Below are 22668 nucleotides of genomic sequence, written 5' to 3'. Positions count from 1 at the left end.
GAGCCGGAGCCCGAGCCGGGACCCGAGCCGGAGCCCGAACCCGAACCCGAACCGGACGCCGTACGCGCCTGCCTCCCCCTCCCCCGCCTCCTGGAAACCGTTCTGGGCGTCGGCGACGACCTGGAGCTGCGCGCCACGCTGCAGCGCATCGTGGAGAACGCGGCGGCGCTGACCGGCGCCCGGTACGCGGCGCTCGGCGTGCTCGCACCCGGCGACGGCGGTGACGGCTGTGACGGCGGCGGCCTGGCGGAGTTCTGCACGACCGGACTCCCCGAGGCCGAGCAGGCCCGGATCGGGCATCCGCCCAGCGGGCGCCGGGGCGTGCTCGGCGCCCTCGTCCACGAACGGGAGCCGCTCAGGCTCCGCGACCTGACCACCGACCCGCGTGCGTGCGGACTGCCGCCCGGCCATCCGCGGATGCGCGGCTTCCTCGGCGTGCCCCTGTTCGTCGAGGGCGAGGTGTACGGCAGCCTCTACCTCGCCGAGAAGCGCGGCGGCCCGTTCACCGCCGAGGACGAGCAGGTGGTGCGTCTGCTGGCCGCCCAGGCGGGTATCGCGATCGGCAACGCCCGCCTGTACGAGACGTCCCGCCGCCGGGAGCGCTGGATCGAGGGCGCGGCGGCGGTGACGACGGCCCTGCTCACCGGCGAGGCGGCGGCCGACGCGCTGAGGACGGTCGCCGAGCGGGCCCGCGTCCTCGCCGACGCGTCGGCCGGGGTGATCCTGCAGCCCACGGACGAGGGCGGCATGGAGATCGTGACGGCGTCGGCGCCGGACGACGCGGACGGCCTGGTCGGGACGACCATCGCGCCGGGCAGTGCGGTCCTGGAGCAACTCCTGGGCGGGGAACCGGTCTTCCTGGACGACTCGGCGACCGACGCCCGGATGACGACCCCCGTACGGCACCGGTTCGGGCCGAGCATGATGCTGCCGCTCCAGGCCGGGGGCCGGCTCATCGGCACCCTCGCCCTGCCGCGCCGGCGTGGTGATCCCCCGTACAGCCCGGCGGAGAAGCTGCTGGCCACGCAGTTCGCCTCGCAGGCCGCGCTGGCGCTGGTGCTGGCCGACGCCCGGCAGCGCCGGGAGCGGCTGGCCGTCTTCGAGGACCGCGACCGGATCGCCCGTGACCTGCACGACCTGGTCGTCCAGCGGCTCTTCGCGACGGGCCTGATGCTGGAGTCCACGCGGCGCCGCACGGCCGCGGAGGAGCGGGACGCCGAGGTCCACGCGACGCTGGGCCGGGCCGTCGAGGAGCTCGGGTCGACCGTCCAGGAGGTCCGTACGGCGATCTTCGCCCTGCAGCAGCCGCCCGCCGACGCCCCGACCACCTTCCGCGGCAAGGTGCTCCGCGAGACGGCGGGCGCGGCGGCGGTCCTGGGCGTCCAGCCGTCGGTCCGGTTCACCGGCCCCGTCGACACCCGTATCCCGCCCCCGGTGGCCGGGCACCTCCTCAGGGCCCTGCGCGGCGCCCTCGCCACGGCGTCCCACCGCGCCGGCCCGGCCCGTGTCGCCGTCCTGGTCGACGCGACGGTGATCCTTCCGGACGGCCGCCCCGGAGTACGCCTGACGGTGTCCGACGGCGGTGACGCGGACGATCCCGGAGGCGCGGGGGCCACGCCGGCGACGTGGCAGTCACCTCTGTGACCGCAGGACCTCGGTACGCGCCTTTCGGTCCTGTCTGCCTATGGTCTGCCCGATTTCTCACCTGCATGATGGACGGGACCCACTGCCCACGGAGCGGAGGACACCTTGGACCCCTTGTCCCTTGCCATCGCCGGAGCCCTCGCAGCCGGTGTGGCGACCGGAGCAGGCGAATCCGCGGGCACGGCCCTGCCCGCGCTCTTCCGGCGGATCAGGGAACGGTTCGCGGGTCGCCCCGAGGTGCCGCAGTCCCAGGCACAGCTTGCGACGGCGCTGGACGAGGAGTTCAGCAGCGATCCCGGCTTCCGCCAGGAATGCCAGAACCTGTGGAACCAGGCGACCGGAGACGGAGTCGTCAACTCCTTCCACGGACAGGCCAAGAACGTGGTGCAGGTCCGCGACGTCCACGGCGGCCTGACGATGGAGTGACCGGGTCCGGTGCCCCACCCCGTCGGCCACCTCGTCACCGGCGAACGGCGGGAAGATCCATGTCCCGTGCGATCGCCCGGCGTTCGTGGTCCCGCCAGGCTCCCCCGATCCTGATGAAGCCGGGCGAGAAGCCTTCCTTGCGGAAGCCGAGCCGCCGGACGAGCCTCCGGGAGGCCTCGTTCCCGGGCTGGATGCCGGCCTCCAGGCGGTTCGGACCGAGGCGCCCGAAGGCGTGGTGCACCGCCGGCGCGACACCTGCCGACATACGACCCCGGCCCGCATGAGGAAGGAATGAGGAAGGAACACGGCGTACCCGAGTACGCCCTTCTGGTAGGGATCACCCACGATGTCGTTGATATTGGTCACCCCCACCAGGTCTCCCCTGTCCTTGGGGCAGAGAAGCCCTCGGAAGTACGGGGAAGCCGTACCCAGGGGCGGTGAAGACCGGCACTGATCCGGGCCAGTCCGAGAAACTCCGCCTCGTCGTCGGCGACAACCGGCCGGAGCACGACGTGTGACACTCGATCACATGCGAAACCCGCCGAGGGCGTCCACGCCACCGGCCGGGAACCAACCCCGTAGCACCACGGGCAGCGGGACGGCATGCCGTTGCCGTGCCGCGACCGAGGGGGGTCGCCCACTGCCTGACCCCCTCCGGCTCCGGAATCGGCGGAGACGGGTGCGTTCCTCGTCCGACGGCGGCCGACATCAGGCGCCTCACCCGCGGAGCACCGCGGCGGGACACAGGAGGGGCCCCCGGGCGCCCGGTCTGAGCGGTGCGGACCACGCACACCTGCGGGACGGGACCGACCCGGTGAGTGAGTGGTCCGTCGAGCCCGCCGGACGCGCCGGGCCGCCGAGCCGAGGTTTCAGAGACCTCACGCCCGGCGATACGTCCTGGCGATACGTTTCCGCAGTTCAACAACCTGCATGGTGGGGCGGGTGGGACTCGAACCCATTTCAGTGACGCGTCTCACCTGCGAAGACGCCGAAGGGCCGGATATATCCATCTGTTTCAATCCAGCTGCATCCTCCTCGATCCTGCTCAATCGGAAGCCGTGCGGCGTTCGCTGCACCGTGAACTCCCCGCCGCGCGAGTCCCCCGCGCCGGAGAAAGGCATGAAAAACCGCCCTTCAACATCACCGGGCCGATCCTCGGAGTTGCAACAGGCTCCCACTTCCCTTGCCCCTGTGACCCGCCACAGAGGGTCACGCCCCTGAGAGCGCAACGCGCACCGAAACGCCGCCCGCGCAGGAGGCCGGGATCTCGTTCAGCCGAGGCGGCGGCACATGTGGCGACGAGTTCGTCCCGCATCAACCCGCATCCTTCCTGATCTCGCCGACCCAAGGACCTCATGGACACGACGGGCGACGGCACAGCCGACATCACCGCCCTGGCCGCAGAAGCATCCAGGCATCCCCTCAGGACGACGGCAAGCAGCTCGTTCCCACGGGCAGCGAGCTGCTCCTCAAGGGGTTCGGACACGGCAAGCCAACGGATGGTCCGCCGACGAGTACCGTCTCATCGCCAGCTGTCACGACGGCGGCTTCGCCCGTGCGGAAGACAGGGCGTGTGAAGTTGGCCGCCGACGAGGTGCCCCTGGCTGGGGTCCTTTCCGACGGCCCCGCCCCGAACCGGGCATGCGGCTTTTCACCGCACCCGGCTCTCCCGTGCCGTTCTTCGTGAGCTGTTTGGAGCGTCCGTCGTCGTTCTCGGTATCGGCTCCGGACCCACCGACACTCCGCGCAACGTGCCACCGGCCTCGGCGGCGTCGGTCCAATTGCTGGAGAGAGCGGCCCTGGCCGCCGCTACAACGCCGCGGACGAAGGTGCACGCCGGGCAGTACTCATACGTCAGGACGGTCGGCCATACGTCGGTGCTGTCCGAGACCGAGAGCGGCGAGATGGAACTCCTCCGCGAGGACGAGGACATGGAGCAGTGGACATCGGTAGACGGCAGTAAGCGGAGTCTGCAGCGCAAGGACGACAACGACAACCTGCTGCCCGGCGCCCCGGGCCGGGGCAACCTGAACTCACCGACCTACAACTTCCTGGCTGCCCTACCGACCGACTCCGAGACCCTGTTGAAGCGGATCAGCGACGACGCCGAGAAAAATCATGGAACCGGTTCCGGCTCCACGACGGGACTCGATTAGGAGGCATTTGTCACGATCGGCGACCTTCTGCGCAACGGGGTGACTCCCCCCGAGACGTCCGCGGCCCTCTACCGGGCCGCTGTCCTCATCCCCGGAGTGGACGTCGTTCCCGAAGCAGTGGACGCGGCAGGCCGGCACGGGGTCGCCGTCTCCCGAACACACGACGGCGAACGCACCGAGTGGATTTTCGACAGGAGCACGGCCCAACTTCCGGGAGAGCGCACCGTCCTCGTAGAGGACAGCGCCTGGGGGAAGGCCGGCACCGTCGTCACCTCCGTGGCCCTCGTCGACCGCGGCATCGTCGACGAGGCCGGACAGACTCCGTAAAAGCTCTTCGCAACACAGCGCATTACACCGGTAACAGAGATCACGCAAGATCGAACATCAGGGCGATTGTGATCGAGAATCCGACATAATCGATCACATTCCCCCTGCACTCCGGTACTTACTGTGAGTCTCCTGTGACGCACTGACACAACTTCGTCACAGGAGAACCCAGCATGCGCCTTACGCGCGCTCTCGTCCCGTCCGTCGCTGCTCTCTGCACCTTGGCGGCGAGTCCGACAACCGCAACCGCAACACCGGAGCCCTCCCCGTCGCCCGAGATCGGAAATCGCGGGGTGCGGAGCTCAGGGGCCACGCCCAAGGACGCTCGCACCATCCGGGCGCCACAGGCAAAGGAAATGACTGGAAGGTGAATACCGATGAAGCCATGATGATGCTCCGTTACGGATTCCTGGGAGGAGGCATGCAAGATCAAGGAAGGGCCGGCCGAAGAAAGGAATGAGACTGCGACTGTGCGGCTCTTGGCAGTCGTGAGTGCACCGCAAACCCGGTGTAGAGCGGGCACCCTTGCGCCCGCCGGGCATTTCGGGGCGGCCCTAAGGTGCGGTCGCGATCTCGCCAGGACGCACTGGCGACGACAAGCTCGCCGTTCCTGTTCAGGGCCTGTGCACGCCCTTACCGGGCCGGCGGCCCGGGCCGCGCCCGAAGACCCCCGGTGACCGGCTCCCGTCCAAGGTCCAACAAGTCGAAATCGCGTCAAAAATCGCGAGGCGCATTGATGCGGGGAATCCGCATTGACTTTGTGCCCGAGGTGGTGATCATTGGAAACATGACTACTGCTGTGCCTTCTCCGCTTTCGGCCAATACCGCCCGACGTTCCGTGAGTTACGGTCCGGCCAGCCGGGATTCCGGAGCGTCAGGAGTGCTACCCGGGCGTCGTCCCGCCGGCCCCCGGGCGCAGCAGTGCACGAGGATTGTCGAGCCCGACCGTCCGCGCGCTCACGTCGCACAGGCACGGTTCACGACATCCGCGTGCCGCTGGGCATATCACAGAGACGGGGACATGCGGTGACCCACACGCTGTCCTTCAAACTGCTGGGGCCGCTGGAGATCTCGGTGGACGGCGAGACGGCCTTGGTGAGCAGCGCCCGTCAACGGGCCGTGCTGGCCACGCTGTTGCTGTCACCCGACCGCACGGTGTCGGTGGCGACGCTGACGGAGGCCGTATGGCAGGGCGCTCCGCCGACCACCGCGCGTAACCAAATAGCCATTTGCATTACCGCACTTCGTAAAATTTTTCGGGAAAAGGCTTTGGTCGAAGATCTCATCGAGACGCGCCATCCTGGTTATATCCTCCACTCGAAACACTGTTATATCGACCTTCAGGACCTGAGCGAAACGGTCGCGCGGGCACGCCTCACCTCGGCGCACGACGAACGCGTCGACGAGGCCGCCGCCCTTTTCGAGCACGCTCTGGCCCTGTGGAGGGGGCCTGTCCTGGAGGGTCTTGCGGGCGACCGGATCGACGACACGGTCACCCAGCTTTCCGAGTTCAGGCTGGACATCAACGAGGAGTACGCGGCGCTGCAACTGCGCCTCGGCGGACACCACTCGGTCATCACGCGGCTCACCGCACTCGTCAAGGAACACCCCCTGCGCGAGCAGGCCAGAGCCCACCTCATGCACGCGCACAACCTGGCGGGGCGGCGCGCGGAAGCCCTCCAGGTGTACCGGGAGGGTCGCCGGGCCCTTGTCGAGGAACTGGGCATCGAACCGGGATGCGCCCTCCAGGAGCTGCACCAGCAGATCCTCCAGGACGCGAACGAGCTGGAGGGGTTCACCGCACAGCCGGCACAACCCGCACCGGCCACACCCCCCACCGCCAGGCCCGACGCCGCCGCCACCAGCACGGTCGCAGGCTCCGTCGCGGCAGCCGCCTCCGCCCGTACCCCGGCAGCCGCCCCCGCCGGCCACACCCACGGCATCGCCGTCGCCGTGCCCGCGCAACTACCCCTCCCGGTCACCGCGTTCACCGGGCGCCTGCCGGAGATCGGTGTGCTGGACCGGCTGCTACCCGACGACAGCGACCGCGGCCCCCTCTCGGTCGCTGTCATCTCCGGGGTGAGCGGCATCGGCAAGAGCGCGCTGGCCGCGCACTGGGCGAACCGGGTCGCCGACCGGTTCCCCGACGGCCAGCTCTTCATCGACGTACACGGCTATCACGAGTTCGACCAGCCGCTGTCGCCCATGTCCGTGCTCGACCAGTCGCTGCGGGGCCTCGGTGTGCCCAGCGCGCAGATCCCGGCGCATCTCCAGGAACGGTCCGCCCTCTACCGTTCGCTCCTGAACAACCGCAAGCTGCTCATCATTCTGGACGACGTCCGGTCCTTCACGCAGATCCAGCCGCTGCTACCAGGGCGCGGCCAGTGCTTCGTACTGCTCACGAGCCGTGACCCGTTGGATGAGCTGACCAGTGACTACGCGGCCGTACGGATCCATCTGAAGCTCATGACGCCGGACGAGGCCGACAGCATGCTCGCCACCGTGATCGGGGCCGAGCGGGTCGCCACCGATCCGGCCTCCGCGGCCCGGCTGGTCGACCTCTGCGGGCGGCTGCCGCTGGCCCTGCGCATCGCCGCTGGCCGGCTGGCCACCCGGCCCCACTGGTCGCTGCGCCAGCTGGTCTCCCGCCTGGAGGACCGCTACCGACGCCTGGACGTCCTGAGCCCGAACGACGGCGGCGTACGGGCCGGATTCTGGCTCAGCTACCGGGAGCTGTCCCCCGACGCCGCGCGGCTCTACCGGCGCCTCGGGCTGCTCCCGGTGACCACGTTCGCCGCCTGGACGGCCGCCGCCGTCCAGGACCTGGACGTGGACCAGGCCGAGGATCTGCTCGAACAACTCGTGGACGCCCAGCTGCTGGAGGTCTCCACCATGATTCCGGGTGCGCCCGTCCGATTCCGTTTCCAGGAACTGCTGCGGCTGTTCGCATGGGAGCGCGCCCACGCCGAGGACTCCGAGGAGGACCGGGACGACACCATCGAGCGGACCTACGGCACCATGCTCACCCTCGCCGACGCAGCGCACCGGCAGCTCTACGGCAAGGGCCATCTCGCTCCCCACCAGGCCCGGCTCGAAGTGGCGCTGCCCGAGGAGACGGTCGCGGAACTGCTGGAAGATCCCCTGGAGTGGTTCGAGTCGGAGCGCACCTCCCTCGTCAACATGGTTGCCCACGCCTCGCAGAGCGGGACCTCCGCGCACGCCTGGGGGCTGACCGCGCGCACCATGCCGCTCTTCGAGATGCGGAACTACCTGGAGGACTGGCAGCAGACCGCGCAGGCCGCCCTGGACGGCGCGCGAAGCGCGGGCGACGACCCGGGGGCCACGATCATGCTGCGCTCCCTCGGCACGTTGGCGATCTACCAGCGGCGTTACGCGGAGGCAGACTCCCTGCTCTCCTCCGCGATGGATCTGCTGGAGCGGAGCGACGACCTCCATGAGCGGGCCATCGTGCTGCGCAACCTCGCGCTGTGTTCCCGCTTTAAGGGGGACCTCGACAGCGCTGCCAAGCACTGCCGTGCGGCGCTCGACTGCTTCGGCCGGACAGACGACCCGACCAGCCGGTCCCACGCGCTCGGGCTGCTCGCCCAGATCGAGCTGGAGCGCGGCGAGACCGGCCTCGGCATCACGCTGCTGCGTGAGGCCATAAGGACGAACGACGAGGCCGGTTCCGTACGGGGCAAGGCACAGAACATCTACCGGCTCGCCGAGGCCTACCTCCGGGCCGGCGAACTGCCGCGGGTCGAGCAGAGCTGCCGCGAAGTCATCACGTTGACACGTGCACAGGGCGACCGGCTGGGCGAGGCATACGCGCTGCGGGCCATGGGCGAGGCACAGTGGCGGCAGAATCGCTCCGCCGAGGCGGAGGCCATTTTGAGGGAGGCGCTCACGGCGGCCGAGGACGTCGGTGACCGGTTCCTCCAGGCCCGGATCGAGACCGACCGGGCCTGCGCCGAGGCCATCCGCGGGGACTCCGCGGCCGTCGTACGGCTCCAGCACGCCCGGGAGATCTTCCGCTTCCTAGCCGCGACCGCGTGGGAGGAACGCACCGCCCAGATCACGGACATGGTCGGCACCACCCGGCAGGGCGCCCGCGTCGACGCGGACACGCTGGCCCGGCTGCTCGGCACCCGTTGAACCGACGGCCGTGCCGATCGCTCACGCCCACACGCCGCCTCTCCGCTGCCAGGCGGTCCGTCCGCCCCAGGACCGCATTCCGCATTGCCGGCGTGAAGGCGGATCGAAAAGGCGCCTTCCTGCTGTGCGCCGATGAAATGCACGGGCCCTGCGGGTAACAGCCCGCAGGGACCCGACGTATCTCCACCTCCGTGCCGAACAGCCTCGCGCCGGCGCCTGGGACCTCGGCCTGGTCCTGCTCCATCCGGCACACGAGGAGGGCTCCGGGGGCCGGCCGGTGAAGGAGCACGATGCCGCAGGCCGACGTCGTTCGGCCCGAAGCCGCCCGCGGTCTGGTGCTGCGCAGTCCCGAACACCGATGAGCCGTGGCCGACGGTACGAGAGGGCGGGCCCGGTACGTCGGGCCCGCCCTCTCGTACCGTCAGCTCCGTCAGGCAGCCACTCCCGCCCCCTGAGCCTCCGCCGCCTCCGCGAGCAGGGCGCCGACCTGGCTGTTCACCTCCAGGTACCGGCTCTCCAGCTCGCCCTTCAGGAACGTCTCGCGGATCGCCGCGCGCTGGATCTTGCCGCTCGTCGTCCGCAGGATGCCGCCGCGCCGGACCAGGGCGACGGCCCCCGGCCGGACACTGAACCCACGCGCGATGTCGGCCTTGACCCGGCCGGCCAGCTCCTTGAGACCGTCCTGGTCGATGCCGCCGCGCACCTCGTGGGCGACGACGAGCTGGTCCTCGACGCTGCCGTCGGAGTGCTGGACGGGGACGACGAAGGCCGCGCCGAACAGGCCGACCAGCTCGCTCTGTTCCGCCCGCAGGAAGTGCTCGACGTCCTGCGGGTAGATGTTCCGGCCGCGAAGGATGATCAGTTCCTTGATCCGGCCGGTGACGTAGATCTCACCGTCGTGGACCGTGCCCAGGTCGCCGCTCCTGACATAGCCGCCGTCCCCGTCCGCCGTCTGAACCCGGAAGGTGTCACGGGTGGCGTCCTCGCGGCCCCAGTACCCCTGCGCCACGCTCGGGCCGCGCAGCCAGATCTCCCCGATCCGGCCGGCGGGCAGCACCTCGCGGCTGGCCGGGTCGACCACACGTACGTCATAGGCGGCCGCCGCACCGCAGCTGACGACGTCACGGCCGGAATCCCCAAGGCTCACCGGGTGGAACTCATGGCGCTGCAGGCGCTCCTCGTCGATGTGGCTGACGGTGAGCTCGCGGGGGCCGGTGCCGGAGATGAAGACCGTCGCCTCAGCCATGCCGTAGCACGGGGCCATGGTGTCGCTGCGGAAGCCCGCCGGGGCGAAGCGCTTGGCGAAGGCGGTCAGGGTGGACGCCTGCACCGGCTCGGAGCCGTTGGCGGCGAACCGCCATCGCGACAGGTCCAGTTGGGACAGCTGCTCATCGGTGACCTGGCGCACGCACAGCTCGTAAGCGAAGTTGGGCGCGGCCGACCATGTGATATTGTACCTGTCGATCATCTGGAGCCACCAGTGCGGCCGCTTCAGGAACGTGGTCGGGCTCATCAGCACACAGGATCCGCCCAGCAGCAGCGGCGGCAGCAGGATCGCGAGCAGTCCCATGTCGTGGTATTGCGGGATCCAGGAGCCGAAACGGCTGGTGCGGTCGAGGCCGAAGGCCTCTCCGAGGATCTGCGAGTTGTGCAGCAGGTTCCCCTGGTTGACCATCACGCCCTTGGGGGTGGAGGTCGACCCGGAGGTGTACTGGAGCAGCGCCAGGCTGTCGTGGTCCGCCTCGGGCATGATCCAGGAGGCCGCGTGGGCGTCGGTGAACGCGGGACCGTCCGTGACGGCGCAGTCGATTCCGGATGCCGAGTCGGAGCCTGCCCAGTCCAGCACGGACGGCGCGGCCGCCTGGCTGGTGAGGATGGCGGTGACGGAGGCGTTCTCCACGATGGAGTCCACCCGGCGCCGCTGGTGGCTGTACTGGCCCGGCAGCGAGGACGGGACGGCGACCATTCCGGCGTAGAGGCATCCCACGAACGCGGCGGCGAACTCCAGGCTCTCGGGGTAGAGCAGCAGTACCCGGTCGCCCGGTGCGTACCGGGCCTGGAGCCAGCCCGCGATTCTGCGGGCCTCATGGTCCAGCCGGGCGTAGGACCAGGTCTCGGCGCCGTCCGGCGTGGACGGATCACGGACGAAGATCACCGCGGGGTCGTCCGGGGTGGTCAGAGCGTTCTCACGGATGCGCGCCGTGGCGCTGGGAGCCTGCATGAGCTGGTTGTGCTGGGACATGGAACCCCCTGGGTACGTGGTGAGCGGGGAGACGCGCCACGCGGCCCCCCGGGTATGTGGTGAGCTGGGAAACGCGATACGTCAGGACCTGGCGCTCGTCGCTGCCGTCACCAGTCATCGGCCGCCCCCAGCGTCAGCAGCGCGTCCAGCTCGCTGGTGTCGACCAGGGCGGGTGCCGACACGGGGCCGTCGATGTCGGCGACGGCGGCGGTGAGCAGATGGACGTAATGGTCCAGGAGCCGCCTGACGGTGCCCTCGTCGAACAGGTCCGTCGCGTAGCGGAACACGGCGGTGAGGGAGGAGGCGCTCTGCCGCATCTCCACCGAGATGTCGAACTGGCCCTCCAGCTGCGGCACGTCGACGAGGCCGACGCTCAGGCCGCCGTACTCCGTGCTCGTGCCGTGCGCCGCCGCCTCGGTGACCTGCTGGAGCAGCGGTTCCAGCCGGCTCGGCGCGACCATCGTGAAGGCCATGCGCACCGGCGGGTTCCGGCTGCCGTACCGGTCCTCCCCTGCGAGCAGGGCGTACGGGTAGCCGATGTGCTTCATTGCCGACATGACCTGGCGCTGCGCCTGGCCCGCCGCGTCGGCGAACGTCGTGCTCGCCGTGAAACGGGCGGGCAGTACCAGGGTGTTCACCAGATAGCCGACGACCTGGCGCATGCCGGGGCCGCTGCGGGTGGTGGTCGGGCAGCCGATGAGGAAGTCGGTCCGGCCGGTGTAGCGGTGGACCAGGGTCTGGAAGACGCCGAGCAGCAGGGCGAAGCCGGTGACGCCCGACCGTCGCGCCGTCTCACGGAGCTTCGGCAGCAGCTCGTCGGGGATGCGCAGTTCACAGGTCGCCCCGTTGAACACGCCGGGCCGGTCCTCGCCCCGCGGCCGGTCGGGCAGCAGCTCGGCGGCGACCGCGCCGTCGGTGAACTCCTGCCAGAACTTCTGGAGTTCTTTCCGGCGCGGACCGGCCAGCAGCCCCTGTTCCTGGGTGACGTAGTCGTCGTACCCGCGCTTCAGCGGGGCCGGCGGTGCGGCGCCGTCCGCCGCATAGGCGTCCAGCAGCTCCTGGAGCAGCAGCCACTGGGAGGTGGCGTCGGTGACGATGTGGTGGGTGGAGAGCACCAGCACCGCGTCCTCCGGTGCCAGCTTCAGCAGCAGGGCCCTGCAGGTTCCCTCCCCGGTCAGATCGAACGGGGTGTCCCCGAACTCCCTGACCACCTTGTTGATCTGGGATGCTCCGGTGACGGCCGGAGGCTCGCGGACCTGGAGGGTGACCGACTCCGGCTCCCCGACGAGCCGCCGGGGGCCCGCCGGAGTGTCGGCGAAGGTGGAGCGGAGCACATCGTGCCGCTCCACCACGGTGCGCAGGGCCCGGCGGACCCGGCCCGCGTCGAGCGGGCCGTGGATGCGGAGGGCGGCCTGGACGTTGTACGCGGGGCTTTCGGGGGCCATCCAGTACAGGAACCAGAGCGCTTCCTGCCCGACCGACAGGGCTCTGGCCCCGGGTCCGGTCTCCGCCATCAGCGGGCGCCGAGCTCGGAGTGGATGTGGGCCGTGAGCGCGTCGATGGTGGGGTGGTCCCAGGCGAGGGTCGCCTCGACGAGGATTCCGTACTCGTCCTCGACGTCACCACACAGCGTGAGGGCGTAGACGGAGTCCAGGCCGATCTCGACGAGCAGACCATCGTGGGCGATGTCCTGCGGGGTGACGTCGAGGAAGTACGCGACGCGCTCGGTGAGCCAGGTACGGACGGTCTCGACGGTCGCCGCGGTGCTGACGTCGGTGCTGATGTCGGTGGTCAGATCGGACATGAGGAGGCTCCTTGATATGTGCAGGGTGTGGAAGTTGGTCGGAAGAGGCTTTTGGTCCGGATACGGATACGGGTTCGGGTACGCCTTGACGTCAGGCGAGCGATAGCTGCGGACGGCCGAGGTCGAAGCCCTCATGGTTTTTCTCCCTGAAGATCAGTTCGTCGAAGAGCCGCTGCTCCGTCGAGTCGGGCAGGGCGCCCAGGTCGTGGCCGAGCCGGGCTGCGATCCGGTGCAGGGCACCGGTCAGCCAGTCGGCCTCGCGCAGGAACGCGTCGTCGCTGTGCTGGTTGTGCTGCCAGATGCCGAGGCAGGAAGCAGCCATGGCGAGCTGGGCGTAGCGGTCGGCCAGGGCGAACCCGGCCCGGCCGGCGACCACGGAGTGCTCGCTCGGCGGCAGCGCGAGGCAGCGTTCGCGCAGGTCCGCGAGGTCCGTGAGCAGCAGCTCCACCAGGCGGGCCGCGGCGTCCGGCAGCTGGGCCCGGGTCCCCGGATGGGAGAGCATCGCGGTCAGATGGTCGGCGCCCCGTGAGGTCAGTTCGAGGGCCCCGTAGTCGATGTCGCCCAAGGGGGCGTCGAGCTCGAACAGATCCTTGGGCGGGCGCGGGGCGCGTAGCCAGCTCGTCGCGGCGAGACGGGGCAGCTGGGGCAGCATCGTGGCCTGGCACACGGAGGCGTTGGCGTGGGCGAAGGTGATGGCGGGCAGGTCCCGGGCGAACTTCTGGAAGATCCCGTACGTACCGTCGCGCAGATAGGAATTGGCGCCGAGCACGGTGCCGAGCGCGTGCGAGGACCGGTGCAGCACCTTGGGTACGAGGTACTTGTTGGCCGCCGTCAGGACGCTGGTCTGGCCGGGCAGGACGTGCAGGGCGCGGCAGGCCACGGTGGACAGGCAGTCCCCGGCGAGCAGGTCGAGGAAGGCACCGACCAGGGTGGCCCTGGCATGCGGGAGAGCGGCGACGCGGCGGCCGTACAGCTTGCGGTCGAGCGCGAAGCGGGTCACGGTGCGCAGCAGGGTGTCCGAGGTGCCGACCATCATGCCCGGCAGGACCGCGCGGGTGGTCTGGAAGGCGCGCAGCACGGTCTCCATCGCCCCGCCGACCGGGCCGATCGGCGCATCGGCCGGCACCGGGTAGTCGGTGAACTCGGCGCCGCCGATGAGGCAGCCGCGCAGGCCCACGGTGGGGTAGCGGACATCGCGGTCGACACGGTCGGCGGGGCCGTCGACGAGGTCAACGAAGAGATGGGAGTGGCTGCGGTTGCCCGGGCCTTCGCCGGTGCGGGCGAGCAGCACGACGGCGTCGGCCCGGCCGAAATTGTTGACGATCTGCTTGCGGCCGTTGATCAGGATGCGGTCGCCGTGTGTGGTGGCGGCGAGGTCGGTGCGGGTGAAGTCGTTGCCGTGGGCGAGTTCGTTGTATCCGGCCGCCGTCTTGCCGCCGCCGAGCAGGATGTCGGCCATCCGCCGCTGCTGGTTCTCGTTGCCGGAGGTCCACATCGCGGAGCCGGAGATGTAGCTGGTGAACCCGTACCCGAGCGCCAGGGTGGGGTCGCGGCGGGAGAGCGTACGCATCATGAGCATCAGGCGCTCGATGTCGACGAGGCGGCCGCCGAGTCGCCGGGGGACGAACTCGGCGTTGAATCCGAAGGAGCCCAGGGCCTTCTCTCCCTCGGGGAGGATCTCGCCGCGCTCGTCCGCTTCGAGTACGGCCCGGAAGCCCAGCGGATTGTCACGGTCGTGGGCGTCTCCGAGCACCTGTTCGAGGTCGGCTGTTGTGCACGAGGTGTCGGCAGTCGTATTCATGACGTCTCCAGAAGGGGCTGTGCCATGTGCGCGGAGGCGGTGCCGGGCGCGGCCAGCGGGAAAGGCAGCAAGGAGAACATCTCCCCCGTCCGGAACTGGTCCAGGAGCGGCGGCATCAGCCGGTCGAGCACGGCCGTGGGATCCGTCGCGGCCTTGGGGGCCCCCGCGCCGTCGCCCTCCCCGGCCATCGCCGGCAGCACGCCCGGTGCCAGGCGGTTCACCAGTCGGCTCAGACAGGCCTCCAGCCACAGGCCGTCCTGCCAGAGCGCGTCGACGGCCGCGGTGTCCCGCGCCACCGTGTCCCGGTTGCGCAGCCACACCTGGAGGCAGGCGGCCGCGGCCGTGCACAGGGTGTAGCGGTGGGCCAGCGAGAAGGCTCCGGCCGGTACGTCGCGGGGGGTGGGGCGGTGGGCCGCCATCTGCCGGTGCGTCTCGTCGGTGGTCTCCAGGAGGTCCTCGGCCAGAGCCAGGACCGCCGGGGGGACCTGGCCGTCGGCGGCCAGCTTCCGGAGCTCGGCGACGCCCGCGGGCAGGGAGGCGGCGATGCTGTTGCCGGTGCGCGAGGTCAGGTCGAGCCGGGCCGGGTCGAAGTCGGGGACCTGGGTGGTCAGGTTCGCCGCGGTGGCGAGGCCCTCGGCGTCCGTGCGCCCGGCGCGGTAGCTGCGGGCGAGGGCGCCGAACTGGTTGATCAGGGCATTCAGGTTCACAAGGGTGTTGCCGTCGAAGATGCCGACGATGCGGTGGTCGCGCTCCAGCTTCGCGAAGGCGCCGTGCGCGAACTCCTCGCTGAGGAAGGAGCGAGCGCCCAGGAACTGGCCCATGGAAGAGATGAGTTCGTCCACCGTGCTCGGCACCAGGTACTTCAGCGCGCTCGACGTCACGCTCATCTCCTCGGTGAGCGCGTGGACTCCGCGCCCGGCGACGAGGGTGGCCGCCTCCATGGTGAGGAGGTCGGCGTAGGCCTCGGTCAGGCTGCGGTGCGCCTGCGGCAGGTCTATGAGCCGCTTCCCGTACAGCTCGTGCTCCAGACCGAACCCAGCCGAGATGCGCAGTGCCCGGTCGGCCGCGCCGAGTGACAGAGCGGCGCAGATGGTACGGGTGATCTGCAGGCTCCGCAGGACGATCTCGATGCCCTGCCCCTCGGCGCCGATCAGGGCACCGGCCGGGACCTCGGCGCCGTGGAACGCGATGCCGCTGATGTCCGCGCCCCGGATGCCGTGGGTCTTCGCGGCGGGCAGGGTGCTGTACGTGCCGGGAGCGAGCCGTTCCTTGTCGGCCAGCAGCAGGCTGTAGCCGCGGGTGCCGCCCTCGGGTGCGGTGCGAGCCAGGACGCAGACCAGATGGGACCGGGTGGCGTTGTTGATCAGCCACTTCTCGCCGTCGAGCCGGTATCCGTCCGCCGTGGCGGTGGCGGTCAGCCCGCCGGACAGCAGATCACTGCCGTGGTCCCGCTCGGTGAGCGCCCAGGACACCACCGCACCGGCCGACACCCGTTCCCCGAGCGCCCCCGCCTGATCCGCCGTACCGCCCACCCAGGTGCTGACCGCGCCCAGATAGGTCTTGGTGTGGGCGATCGCGACGGTCAGATCGCGCCGGGCCACCACGCGGACGAGTTGGAGCAGGTCCTCGTAACTGCGCAGCTCCCCGCCGTGCCGCACGGGCACGTAGTGCGAGGGCAGCCGCTGCTCGTCGAGCCGGCGTACCGCGTCCTCGGGAAACTCCTCCAGCGCGTCGAGTTCACGCAGCCGGCCCGCGAAGAAGGGGAGGTCCTGGCGGTGGGGGTCGCCCAGGTCCTGGTCGAAGCTGCCGGCCAGGTCGTACGGCACGTAGCGCGCCGGCCGGTCCGGTACTAGCTGAGGTCTCGTCACAACTCCACCTGAATCAGAGAACATGTGAATTCCGGAATAGCCCCAGTCTTGAGCACCCACCGGAGCGCTGTCGCGGGCCCGGGCTGACAGGACCTTGCGGTGGCACTTCCCTGCCAGGGAAGAAGCCGTAACTCCGTTTGGGCGGCGGCTACTGTCTCCATTGCACGCCTACAGGTGAGAGGGAATCCATGCCGGAAAGATCGAATTCGGGGATTCTGGGTACGATCGGCAAGACGCCCCTGGTGAAGCTGGAAAGAATGTTTCCCGAGGGGCAGTCAGAAGTCTTCGCCAAGATCGAGCGCTTCAACCCAGGTGGCAGTATAAAGGACCGAAGCGGCCTCAATATGATCGTCGAGGCGCTGCGCAGCGGAGAAATCACGCCGGGGCGTTCGGTCGTCGTGGAATCGAGTTCGGGAAATTTGGCGGTCGGACTCGCCCAGATATGCAGGTATTTCGGACTGCGCTTCATCTGTGTGGTCGACGCCAAGACCACCGAACAGAATCTGGCCATCCTCAAGGCCTACCGGGCCGAGGTCGAGGTGGTAGACGAAAGGGACGCCGCCACCGGGGAGTTCCTGCCCGTCAGACTGCGCCGGGTACGCGAACTGCTGGAGAGCGTTCCGCACGCGTACTCCCCCAATCAGTACGCGAACCTACGCAATCCGAAGGCCCATCAAAGCACGATGCACGAGATAGTCGAAGCCCTCGACGGGCACCTCGACTTCCTCTTCTGCTCGGTCAGCACCTTCGGCACACTGCGCGGCTGCGCGGACTACATCCACCGGGCCGGCCTGCCGACCACGATCGTGGCGGTGGACGCCGACGGCAGCGCCATCTTCGACCGGCCCCCGGCCCGGCGGCTCATCCCCGGCCACGGCGCCTCAGTACGTCCGGCGCTGATGGACCCGGGAGCGGCCGACGACGTGATGCACGTCTCGGACCTCGACTGTGTCGTCTTCTGCCGCCGACTGGTGGCGCGGGAAGCGATTCTGGCCGGCGGATCGTCCGGGGCCGTGCTCGCCGCGGTGGACAGGATGCTGCCGCGCATTCCACCCGGCTCCGTCTCCGCGCTGATCTTCCCCGACGGGGGAGACCGCTATCTCAAGACCATCTATTCCGACGACTGGGTGCGAGAACACTTCGGTGAAGTGTCGCACCTGTGGAAGGGTTGATCTGTCCCATGCTGGTAATCCGTCAATCCGATGTGGAGAAGCTCCTCAGCGGAAAGGCACGGGAACACATCGAGACGGTCCGGGCGACCTATGAACTGCACGAGCAGGGCGCCACGACAGTCCCGCACTCCATTTTCCTCCGCTTTCCGGACCAGCCCGCAAACCGGATCATCGGTCTCCCTTCGTACCGCGGTGGCGACAAGCCGGCCGCCGGCATGAAGTGGATTTCCTCGTTCCCCGGAAACATCCAGTCCGGCATCGCGCGCGCCAGTGCCGCGATGCTCCTCAACTCGCTGCGCACCGGTCACCCGGAAGCCCTCCTCGAAGGCTCCCTGATCTCGGCCGCGCGTACGGCTGCCAGTGCCGCTCTCGCTGCCGAGATGCTGACCAGGGGCCGTCGCCCCGGCGGGGTTTCCCTCATCGGCTGCGGTGTCATCAACCTGGAGATCCTCCGCTATCTCAAGGCCGCCATCGACGGCCTCGGAGAAGTGACGATCTACGACAGTTCCACGGCCCGCGCCGAGGAATTCTCCCGGGCGTGCAAGGAAATTCTTCCCGAGGCACGGATTTCTCTCGCGGCAAGCATCGACGAGGCGCTGGCCGCACAGTCCCTGATCTCCTTCGCCACCTCGGCGGGCGAGCCCCACACCGATCTGACGGCAGCCGCGCCCGGCACGGTGGTGCTGCACATCTCGCTGCGCGACATCGACCCCGAGACGCTCATCCAGGCGCACAACATCGTGGACGACGCGGACCATGTGTGCCGCGAGCGCACCTCGCTCCACCTCGCCGAGCAGATGACCGGGGGCCGCGCCTTCATCGACGCGTCCATCGGCCAGCTCATCGCGGGCACACGGACGTTCACGCCCTCTCCGAAGAAGGTCACCATCTACTCGCCGTTCGGGCTCGGGGTCCTGGACCTCGCCCTGGCCGTCGATGTGTACGAGAGCGCCCGGCAGCTCGGCGTGGGTGTGGAGATCACGGACTTCCTGTCCTGAACCCCGCCCGCAGCGCCTGCAACACACACCACGCCCGCAGCACCCGCGTGGCTGCCGTTTCACCACCCACCCACGTACGTCACCGAGGAGAACCATGTCCAGCGAGCTGACCGACACCACCGTCTACCGCGTCGTCCTCAACGCCGAGGAGCAGTACTCGATCTGGCGGGCCGGCCGCGAGCTGCCCGCCGGCTGGAGCGCGGAGGGCACCGAGGGCACCCGCGAGGAGTGCCTCGCCCGCATCAACGACGTGTGGAGCGACATGCGCCCGGCGAGCCTGCGCCGCCGCATGGAGAGCCAGAACGCAGCCGCCTGATCCGCCGCCCCCAGCGGGCCCCTCACCACCACCGAGTTCTGAGTCGCATTTGGCGCCAGGTCATTCGAAGGAGCACCTGTTGAACGCCGCACAGCTGCCGGGGACTTCCCTGAGCGGAACTGTCCCTCCCACCCTGCCCGTGCTCGTCGCACAGCAGGCTGCCCGTACGCCCGACGCGGCCGCCGTCCGCGACGGGGCCCGCACGCTGACCTACCGGGAGCTGGATCTCGCCGCCGACCGCACGGCGCGCTTTCTGCGCTCGGCCGGCGCAGTCCCCGGTTCGCTGGTCGGCGTGTGTCTGGGCCGGGGCATCGACCTGGTCGTCACCCTCCTGGGGGTGTGGCGGGCAGGGGCCGGGTATGTGCCCCTGGACCCCGGCCACCCCCCGGAGCGGCTGAAGTCCCTCCTTCTCCAGTGCGGCACCACGCTCGTGGTCACCGGAGTGGAGCTGACCGGCCCGCTGGCCGCCGAGGGCACCCGCACGCTCACTCCGCAGGACATCCGCGACGCGGCCGAGGTCCCAGCAGAGGCTGCCGCCTCCGCCGTCGACGTGGACCCGCAGAGCGTCGCGTACACCATCTTCACCTCGGGTTCGACCGGGCAGCCCAAGGGCGTGCAGGTCACCCACGCGGGCATCGCCAACCGGGTCACCTGGGCCGCGCGTACCCACGAGCTGTCCACCGAGGACCGCATCCTGTTCAAGACCTCCGTCGGCTTCGACGCGGCGGGCTGGGAGATATTCGCCCCGCTGATCAGCGGGGGAAGCGTCGTGATCGCCCCCGACGGCACCGAGCGCGACGCCTCTGTGCTGCTGGCCGCCGTCGCCGACGGCGGCGTGACCGTCCTTCAGGTGGTGCCCTCCGTCCTGCGGCTCCTGGTCGAGGAGGAGGGCTGGGCCGGCTGCTACGCGCTGCGCCTGCTCTTCTCGGCCGGCGAGCCGCTGCACGCCGAACTCGTCGAGAGGGTCCGCGTGCGGGCCGGCCGGCAGATCGCCGTCTGGAACACCTACGGCCCCACCGAGTGCTCCATCGACATCACCGCCCACCGTGTGAATCCGGAGCAGACCTCCGGCCCGGTGCCGATCGGCCGCGCCCTGAGCAACATGCGCGTCCTGGTCATGGGCCCCGACGGCACCCCGGCCCCCAAGGGCGTCACCGGCGAGCTGTACGCGGACGGGGTCGGCCTGGCCCAGGGATACCTGGGCCGCCCCGACCTCACCGCGGAGCAGTTCGTCCCCAACCCCTACGGCGCGCCCGGCTCGCGGCTGTACCGCACCGGGGACCTGGTCCGCTGGAGCGCCGAGGGCTATCTGGAGTACCACGGCCGTGCCGACGCCCAGCTCAAGGTCAACGGCGTACGCATCGAGCCCGGTGAGATCGAGGCCGCCCTGACCTCCCACCCGGACGTCAGCGGCGCGACCGTGGTCGCGTTCGTGGCGGACGACGGCGGCAAGCGGATCGGTGCGGCGCTCACCACGCGCACCCCGCTCGGCCCGACGGTGCTGCGCAGGTTCCTGCGGGAGCGGCTGCCCGACAGCCATGTCCCCTCGCTGTTCCACACCGTCGACGCCTTCCCCCTGACCCCCAACGGCAAGGTGGACCGGGCCTCGCTCGCCTCCACGATGGACGAGACCGGCGCCACGGCCGGGCAGGGCGACTACATCGCCCCGCGCAACTCCGCCGAGGAACAGGTCGCCGAGGTCTGGGCCGCACTGCTGGGCAGGGAGAAGGTCGGCGCGCACGACGACTTCTTCGCGCTGGGCGGTACGTCGCTCCAGCTCACCCGGCTCGCGGCCAGGCTCCGGGCCTCGGGGGTCGCCATCTCGATGCGCGGCCTCTTCAGCGCCACCACGGTGGAGGCCCAGGCCAAGCTGATCGGCGCCCCGTCCGAGAGTGTGCGGTCGATCCCCGTCGTGTCCCGCTCAGGGGCCCTGCCGCTCTCCTCCGGGCAGCGCCGGCTCTGGTTCCTGGACCGGCTGAACCCGGGCAGCCGGGAGTGGGTCGCCCCTCTGATCCTGCGGCTGCCCGCCGACACCTCGGTCGACACCCTCCAGTCCGCCCTGACCGCGCTAGGCGCCCGCCACGAGGCGCTGCGCACCCGCTACCTGGACGAGGGCGGCGAGCCCCGCCAGGTGATCGGCCGGGCCGGGCCGGTGGAGCTCCGGGTCGTCGACACCACCCGGGAAGGTCTCGCGGCACGCTTCGAGGAGCAGTTCGCCCGCGGCTTCGACCTGGCGGCGGGTCCGCTGTGGCGGGTCCTGCTGGCCCGGGTGCCGGGCGAGGAGCACGTCCTGCTCGTCACCATGCACCACATCGCCTGTGACGGTTGGTCCACCGTCGTCCTGGAGCGTGAGCTGCGGGAGCTGTGTGCTGCCCGGCTGTCGGGCCGCGAGCCCGTGCTGCCCGCGACCGGTGTCCAGTACGCCGACTACGCGTCCTGGCAGAGCGCCGGGCAGACCGAGGAGTTCACAGCCGCGGAGCTGGCGCACTGGCGCGCCGCGCTGGACGGCATAGCTCCGCTGGAGCTGCCCACTGACCGGCCCCGGCCCGCCGAGCGCGACCCGCGCGGCGCGGTCGTCCCGGTACGGGTGGAGCCGGAGCTGGCGGCGAAGGTGGAGGAGCTGGGCCGTAGGCACGGCGCCACCCCGTTCATGACGCTGCTCACCGCGTTCGCGTCGGTGCTGGCCCGGCAGAGCGGCCAGTGGGACGTACCGGTCGGCACCCCGGTCGCGGGCCGGACCCGGTCCGAGCTGGCGAACACAGTCGGCTTCTTCCTCAACTCACTCGTCGTGCGTTGCCAGTTGACGGGTGATCCTTCCTTCGCCGAGGCGCTTGGCCGGGTCTGTGCCGCGTCCGTGGCCGCGTTCGCGCACCAGGAGCTGCCGTTCGACCGGCTCGTCGACGAGATGCAGCCCGAGCGGGACATGTCCCGTACGCCGCTCTACCAGGTCGCCTTCGACATGCACAGCGAGGGCGTCACCAGCGTCGCCACCGACGCGGCGGACCTGCGGGCCTTCGCCGACGCGTGGACGGTTGCCAAGACGGACCTCTCGGTCTTCATCGGACGCTCGGCCGACGGCTCGCTTGAAGGGGTCTTCGAGTACGCGACCTCGCTCTTCGACGCGGCGACCGTCGTCCGCATCAAGGAGCAGTTCATCCGCTTCCTGACCCAGGTCACGGCCGACCCGGCCGCCCGGCTCTCCACGGTGTCGCTGCTGCCCGCCGATGAGCGGCAGCGGCTGCTGGACCTCGGTACGGGCGAGCGGGCCGATTTCGGGCCCGCCTCCGTGCTCCGGCGCTTCGAGGAGCAGGCCGGCCGTACACCGGACGCCCCCGCGATCGGCTTCGCCGACGGGACGGTGACGTACAGACAACTGGATGTCCGTGCCAACCAGATGGCCCACCACCTGCTCGCTTCGGGCACCGGCCCGGAGTCGGTGGTCGGGGTGCTGCTGGACCGAGGGCCGAACCTGCTCGCGAGCCTGCTCGGGGTGTGGAAGGCCGGTGCGGCCTATGTGCCGATCGACCCCTCGTACCCGGCCGAGCGCATCGCGACCATGCTGGAGTCGGCGGGCGCCAGGCTCGCGGTCACCGAGGGGGCGTACGCAGACCGCTTCGGCGCCGTCGCCACCGTCCTCGTCGACCGCGACCGGCCTGCGCTGGACGAGCGCCCTCGGACCGCGCCGGAGCGCCGGAGGGACGCCGACTCCCTGGCGTACACCATCTTCACCTCGGGTTCGACCGGCCGTCCCAAGGGTGT

At 70.2% G+C, this 22668-nt stretch carries 15 protein-coding genes; 9 read left to right on the top strand and 6 right to left on the bottom strand.

Annotation, left to right across the window (positions count from 1 at the left end; translation table 11 throughout):
• The first annotated feature begins 90 nt into the window (after positions 1-90).
• Both KM933_RS25900 and KM933_RS25895 read left to right on the top strand, forming a co-directional pair.
• The gene (locus KM933_RS25900; protein ID WP_260334172.1) at positions 91-1644 is read left to right on the top strand and encodes a sensor histidine kinase; all 1554 of its coding nucleotides are present in this window, start codon (positions 91-93) and stop codon (positions 1642-1644) included.
• A 114-nt stretch (positions 1645-1758) separates the two neighbouring features.
• Complete coding sequence (locus tag KM933_RS25895; protein ID WP_221356226.1) at positions 1759-2070, top strand: hypothetical protein; 312 nt, start codon at positions 1759-1761, stop codon at positions 2068-2070.
• Positions 2071-2104: 34 nt separating this feature from the next.
• On the opposite strand, the gene KM933_RS39670 is transcribed toward KM933_RS25895, so the two are convergent.
• Positions 2105-2335, bottom strand: a complete 231-nt coding sequence (locus KM933_RS39670) for a GNAT family N-acetyltransferase (protein ID WP_260334167.1) — start codon at positions 2333-2335, stop codon at positions 2105-2107.
• 1612 nt (positions 2336-3947) lie between these two features.
• Between KM933_RS39670 and KM933_RS25885 the strand changes: the two genes are divergently transcribed.
• The 3 genes from KM933_RS25885 (at position 3948) to KM933_RS25875 (ending at position 8708) form a co-directional block, all read left to right on the top strand.
• Positions 3948-4226: a hypothetical protein gene (locus KM933_RS25885; protein WP_221356224.1), complete on the top strand. Its 279-nt coding sequence runs from the start codon at positions 3948-3950 to the stop codon at positions 4224-4226.
• 39 nt (positions 4227-4265) lie between these two features.
• The gene (locus KM933_RS25880; RefSeq protein ID WP_221356222.1) at positions 4266-4553 is read left to right on the top strand and encodes a hypothetical protein; all 288 of its coding nucleotides are present in this window, start codon (positions 4266-4268) and stop codon (positions 4551-4553) included.
• Positions 4554-5579: 1026 nt separating this feature from the next.
• A complete protein-coding gene (locus KM933_RS25875) occupies positions 5580-8708 on the top strand; it encodes an AfsR/SARP family transcriptional regulator (protein WP_221356220.1) in 3129 nt (1042 codons plus the stop codon).
• A 430-nt stretch (positions 8709-9138) separates the two neighbouring features.
• On the opposite strand, the gene KM933_RS25870 is transcribed toward KM933_RS25875, so the two are convergent.
• The 5 genes from KM933_RS25870 to KM933_RS25850 all read right to left on the bottom strand — a co-directional run bounded on the left by KM933_RS25870 (position 9139) and on the right by KM933_RS25850 (position 16423).
• A complete protein-coding gene (locus KM933_RS25870) occupies positions 9139-10950 on the bottom strand; it encodes a fatty acyl-AMP ligase (RefSeq protein ID WP_221356218.1) in 1812 nt (603 codons plus the stop codon).
• 107 nt (positions 10951-11057) lie between these two features.
• Positions 11058-12464, bottom strand: coding sequence for a condensation domain-containing protein (locus KM933_RS25865; protein WP_221356216.1), 1407 nt, complete (start codon positions 12462-12464; stop codon positions 11058-11060).
• Complete coding sequence (locus KM933_RS25860; RefSeq protein WP_221356214.1) at positions 12464-12754, bottom strand: acyl carrier protein; 291 nt, start codon at positions 12752-12754, stop codon at positions 12464-12466. Before KM933_RS25860 ends, KM933_RS25865 begins: the two co-directional genes overlap by 1 nt.
• Positions 12755-12845: 91 nt before the next feature.
• Positions 12846-14555: an acyl-CoA dehydrogenase family protein gene (locus KM933_RS25855; RefSeq protein ID WP_221356211.1), complete on the bottom strand. Its 1710-nt coding sequence runs from the start codon at positions 14553-14555 to the stop codon at positions 12846-12848.
• Positions 14552-16423: an acyl-CoA dehydrogenase family protein gene (locus tag KM933_RS25850; RefSeq protein WP_221356209.1), complete on the bottom strand. Its 1872-nt coding sequence runs from the start codon at positions 16421-16423 to the stop codon at positions 14552-14554. Before KM933_RS25850 ends, KM933_RS25855 begins: the two co-directional genes overlap by 4 nt.
• 188 nt (positions 16424-16611) lie before the next feature.
• Between KM933_RS25850 and sbnA the strand changes: the two genes are divergently transcribed.
• The 4 genes from sbnA to KM933_RS25830 form a co-directional block, all read left to right on the top strand.
• Entirely contained in the window at positions 16612-17595 is a 984-nt protein-coding gene (sbnA, locus tag KM933_RS25845) for a 2,3-diaminopropionate biosynthesis protein SbnA (RefSeq protein WP_221356207.1), read from the top strand.
• Between the two features lie 8 nt (positions 17596-17603).
• Positions 17604-18593, top strand: a complete 990-nt coding sequence (gene sbnB, locus KM933_RS25840) for a 2,3-diaminopropionate biosynthesis protein SbnB (RefSeq protein ID WP_221356205.1) — start codon at positions 17604-17606, stop codon at positions 18591-18593.
• Positions 18594-18687: 94 nt separating this feature from the next.
• Positions 18688-18909: an MbtH family protein gene (locus KM933_RS25835; RefSeq protein ID WP_221356203.1), complete on the top strand. Its 222-nt coding sequence runs from the start codon at positions 18688-18690 to the stop codon at positions 18907-18909.
• Between the two features lie 79 nt (positions 18910-18988).
• Positions 18989-22668, top strand: a 3680-nt coding sequence (locus KM933_RS25830; RefSeq protein ID WP_260334165.1) for an amino acid adenylation domain-containing protein, incomplete at its 3' end; no start/stop codon positions are given.

This window comes from Streptomyces beigongshangae (genome assembly GCF_019710745.1).
In the GTDB taxonomy this organism is placed as follows: Bacteria; Actinomycetota; Actinomycetes; order Streptomycetales; family Streptomycetaceae; genus Streptomyces; species Streptomyces beigongshangae.
The sequence above is the reverse complement of the archived record's forward strand: the minus strand, read 5'-3'. Positions and strand labels throughout refer to the sequence as shown.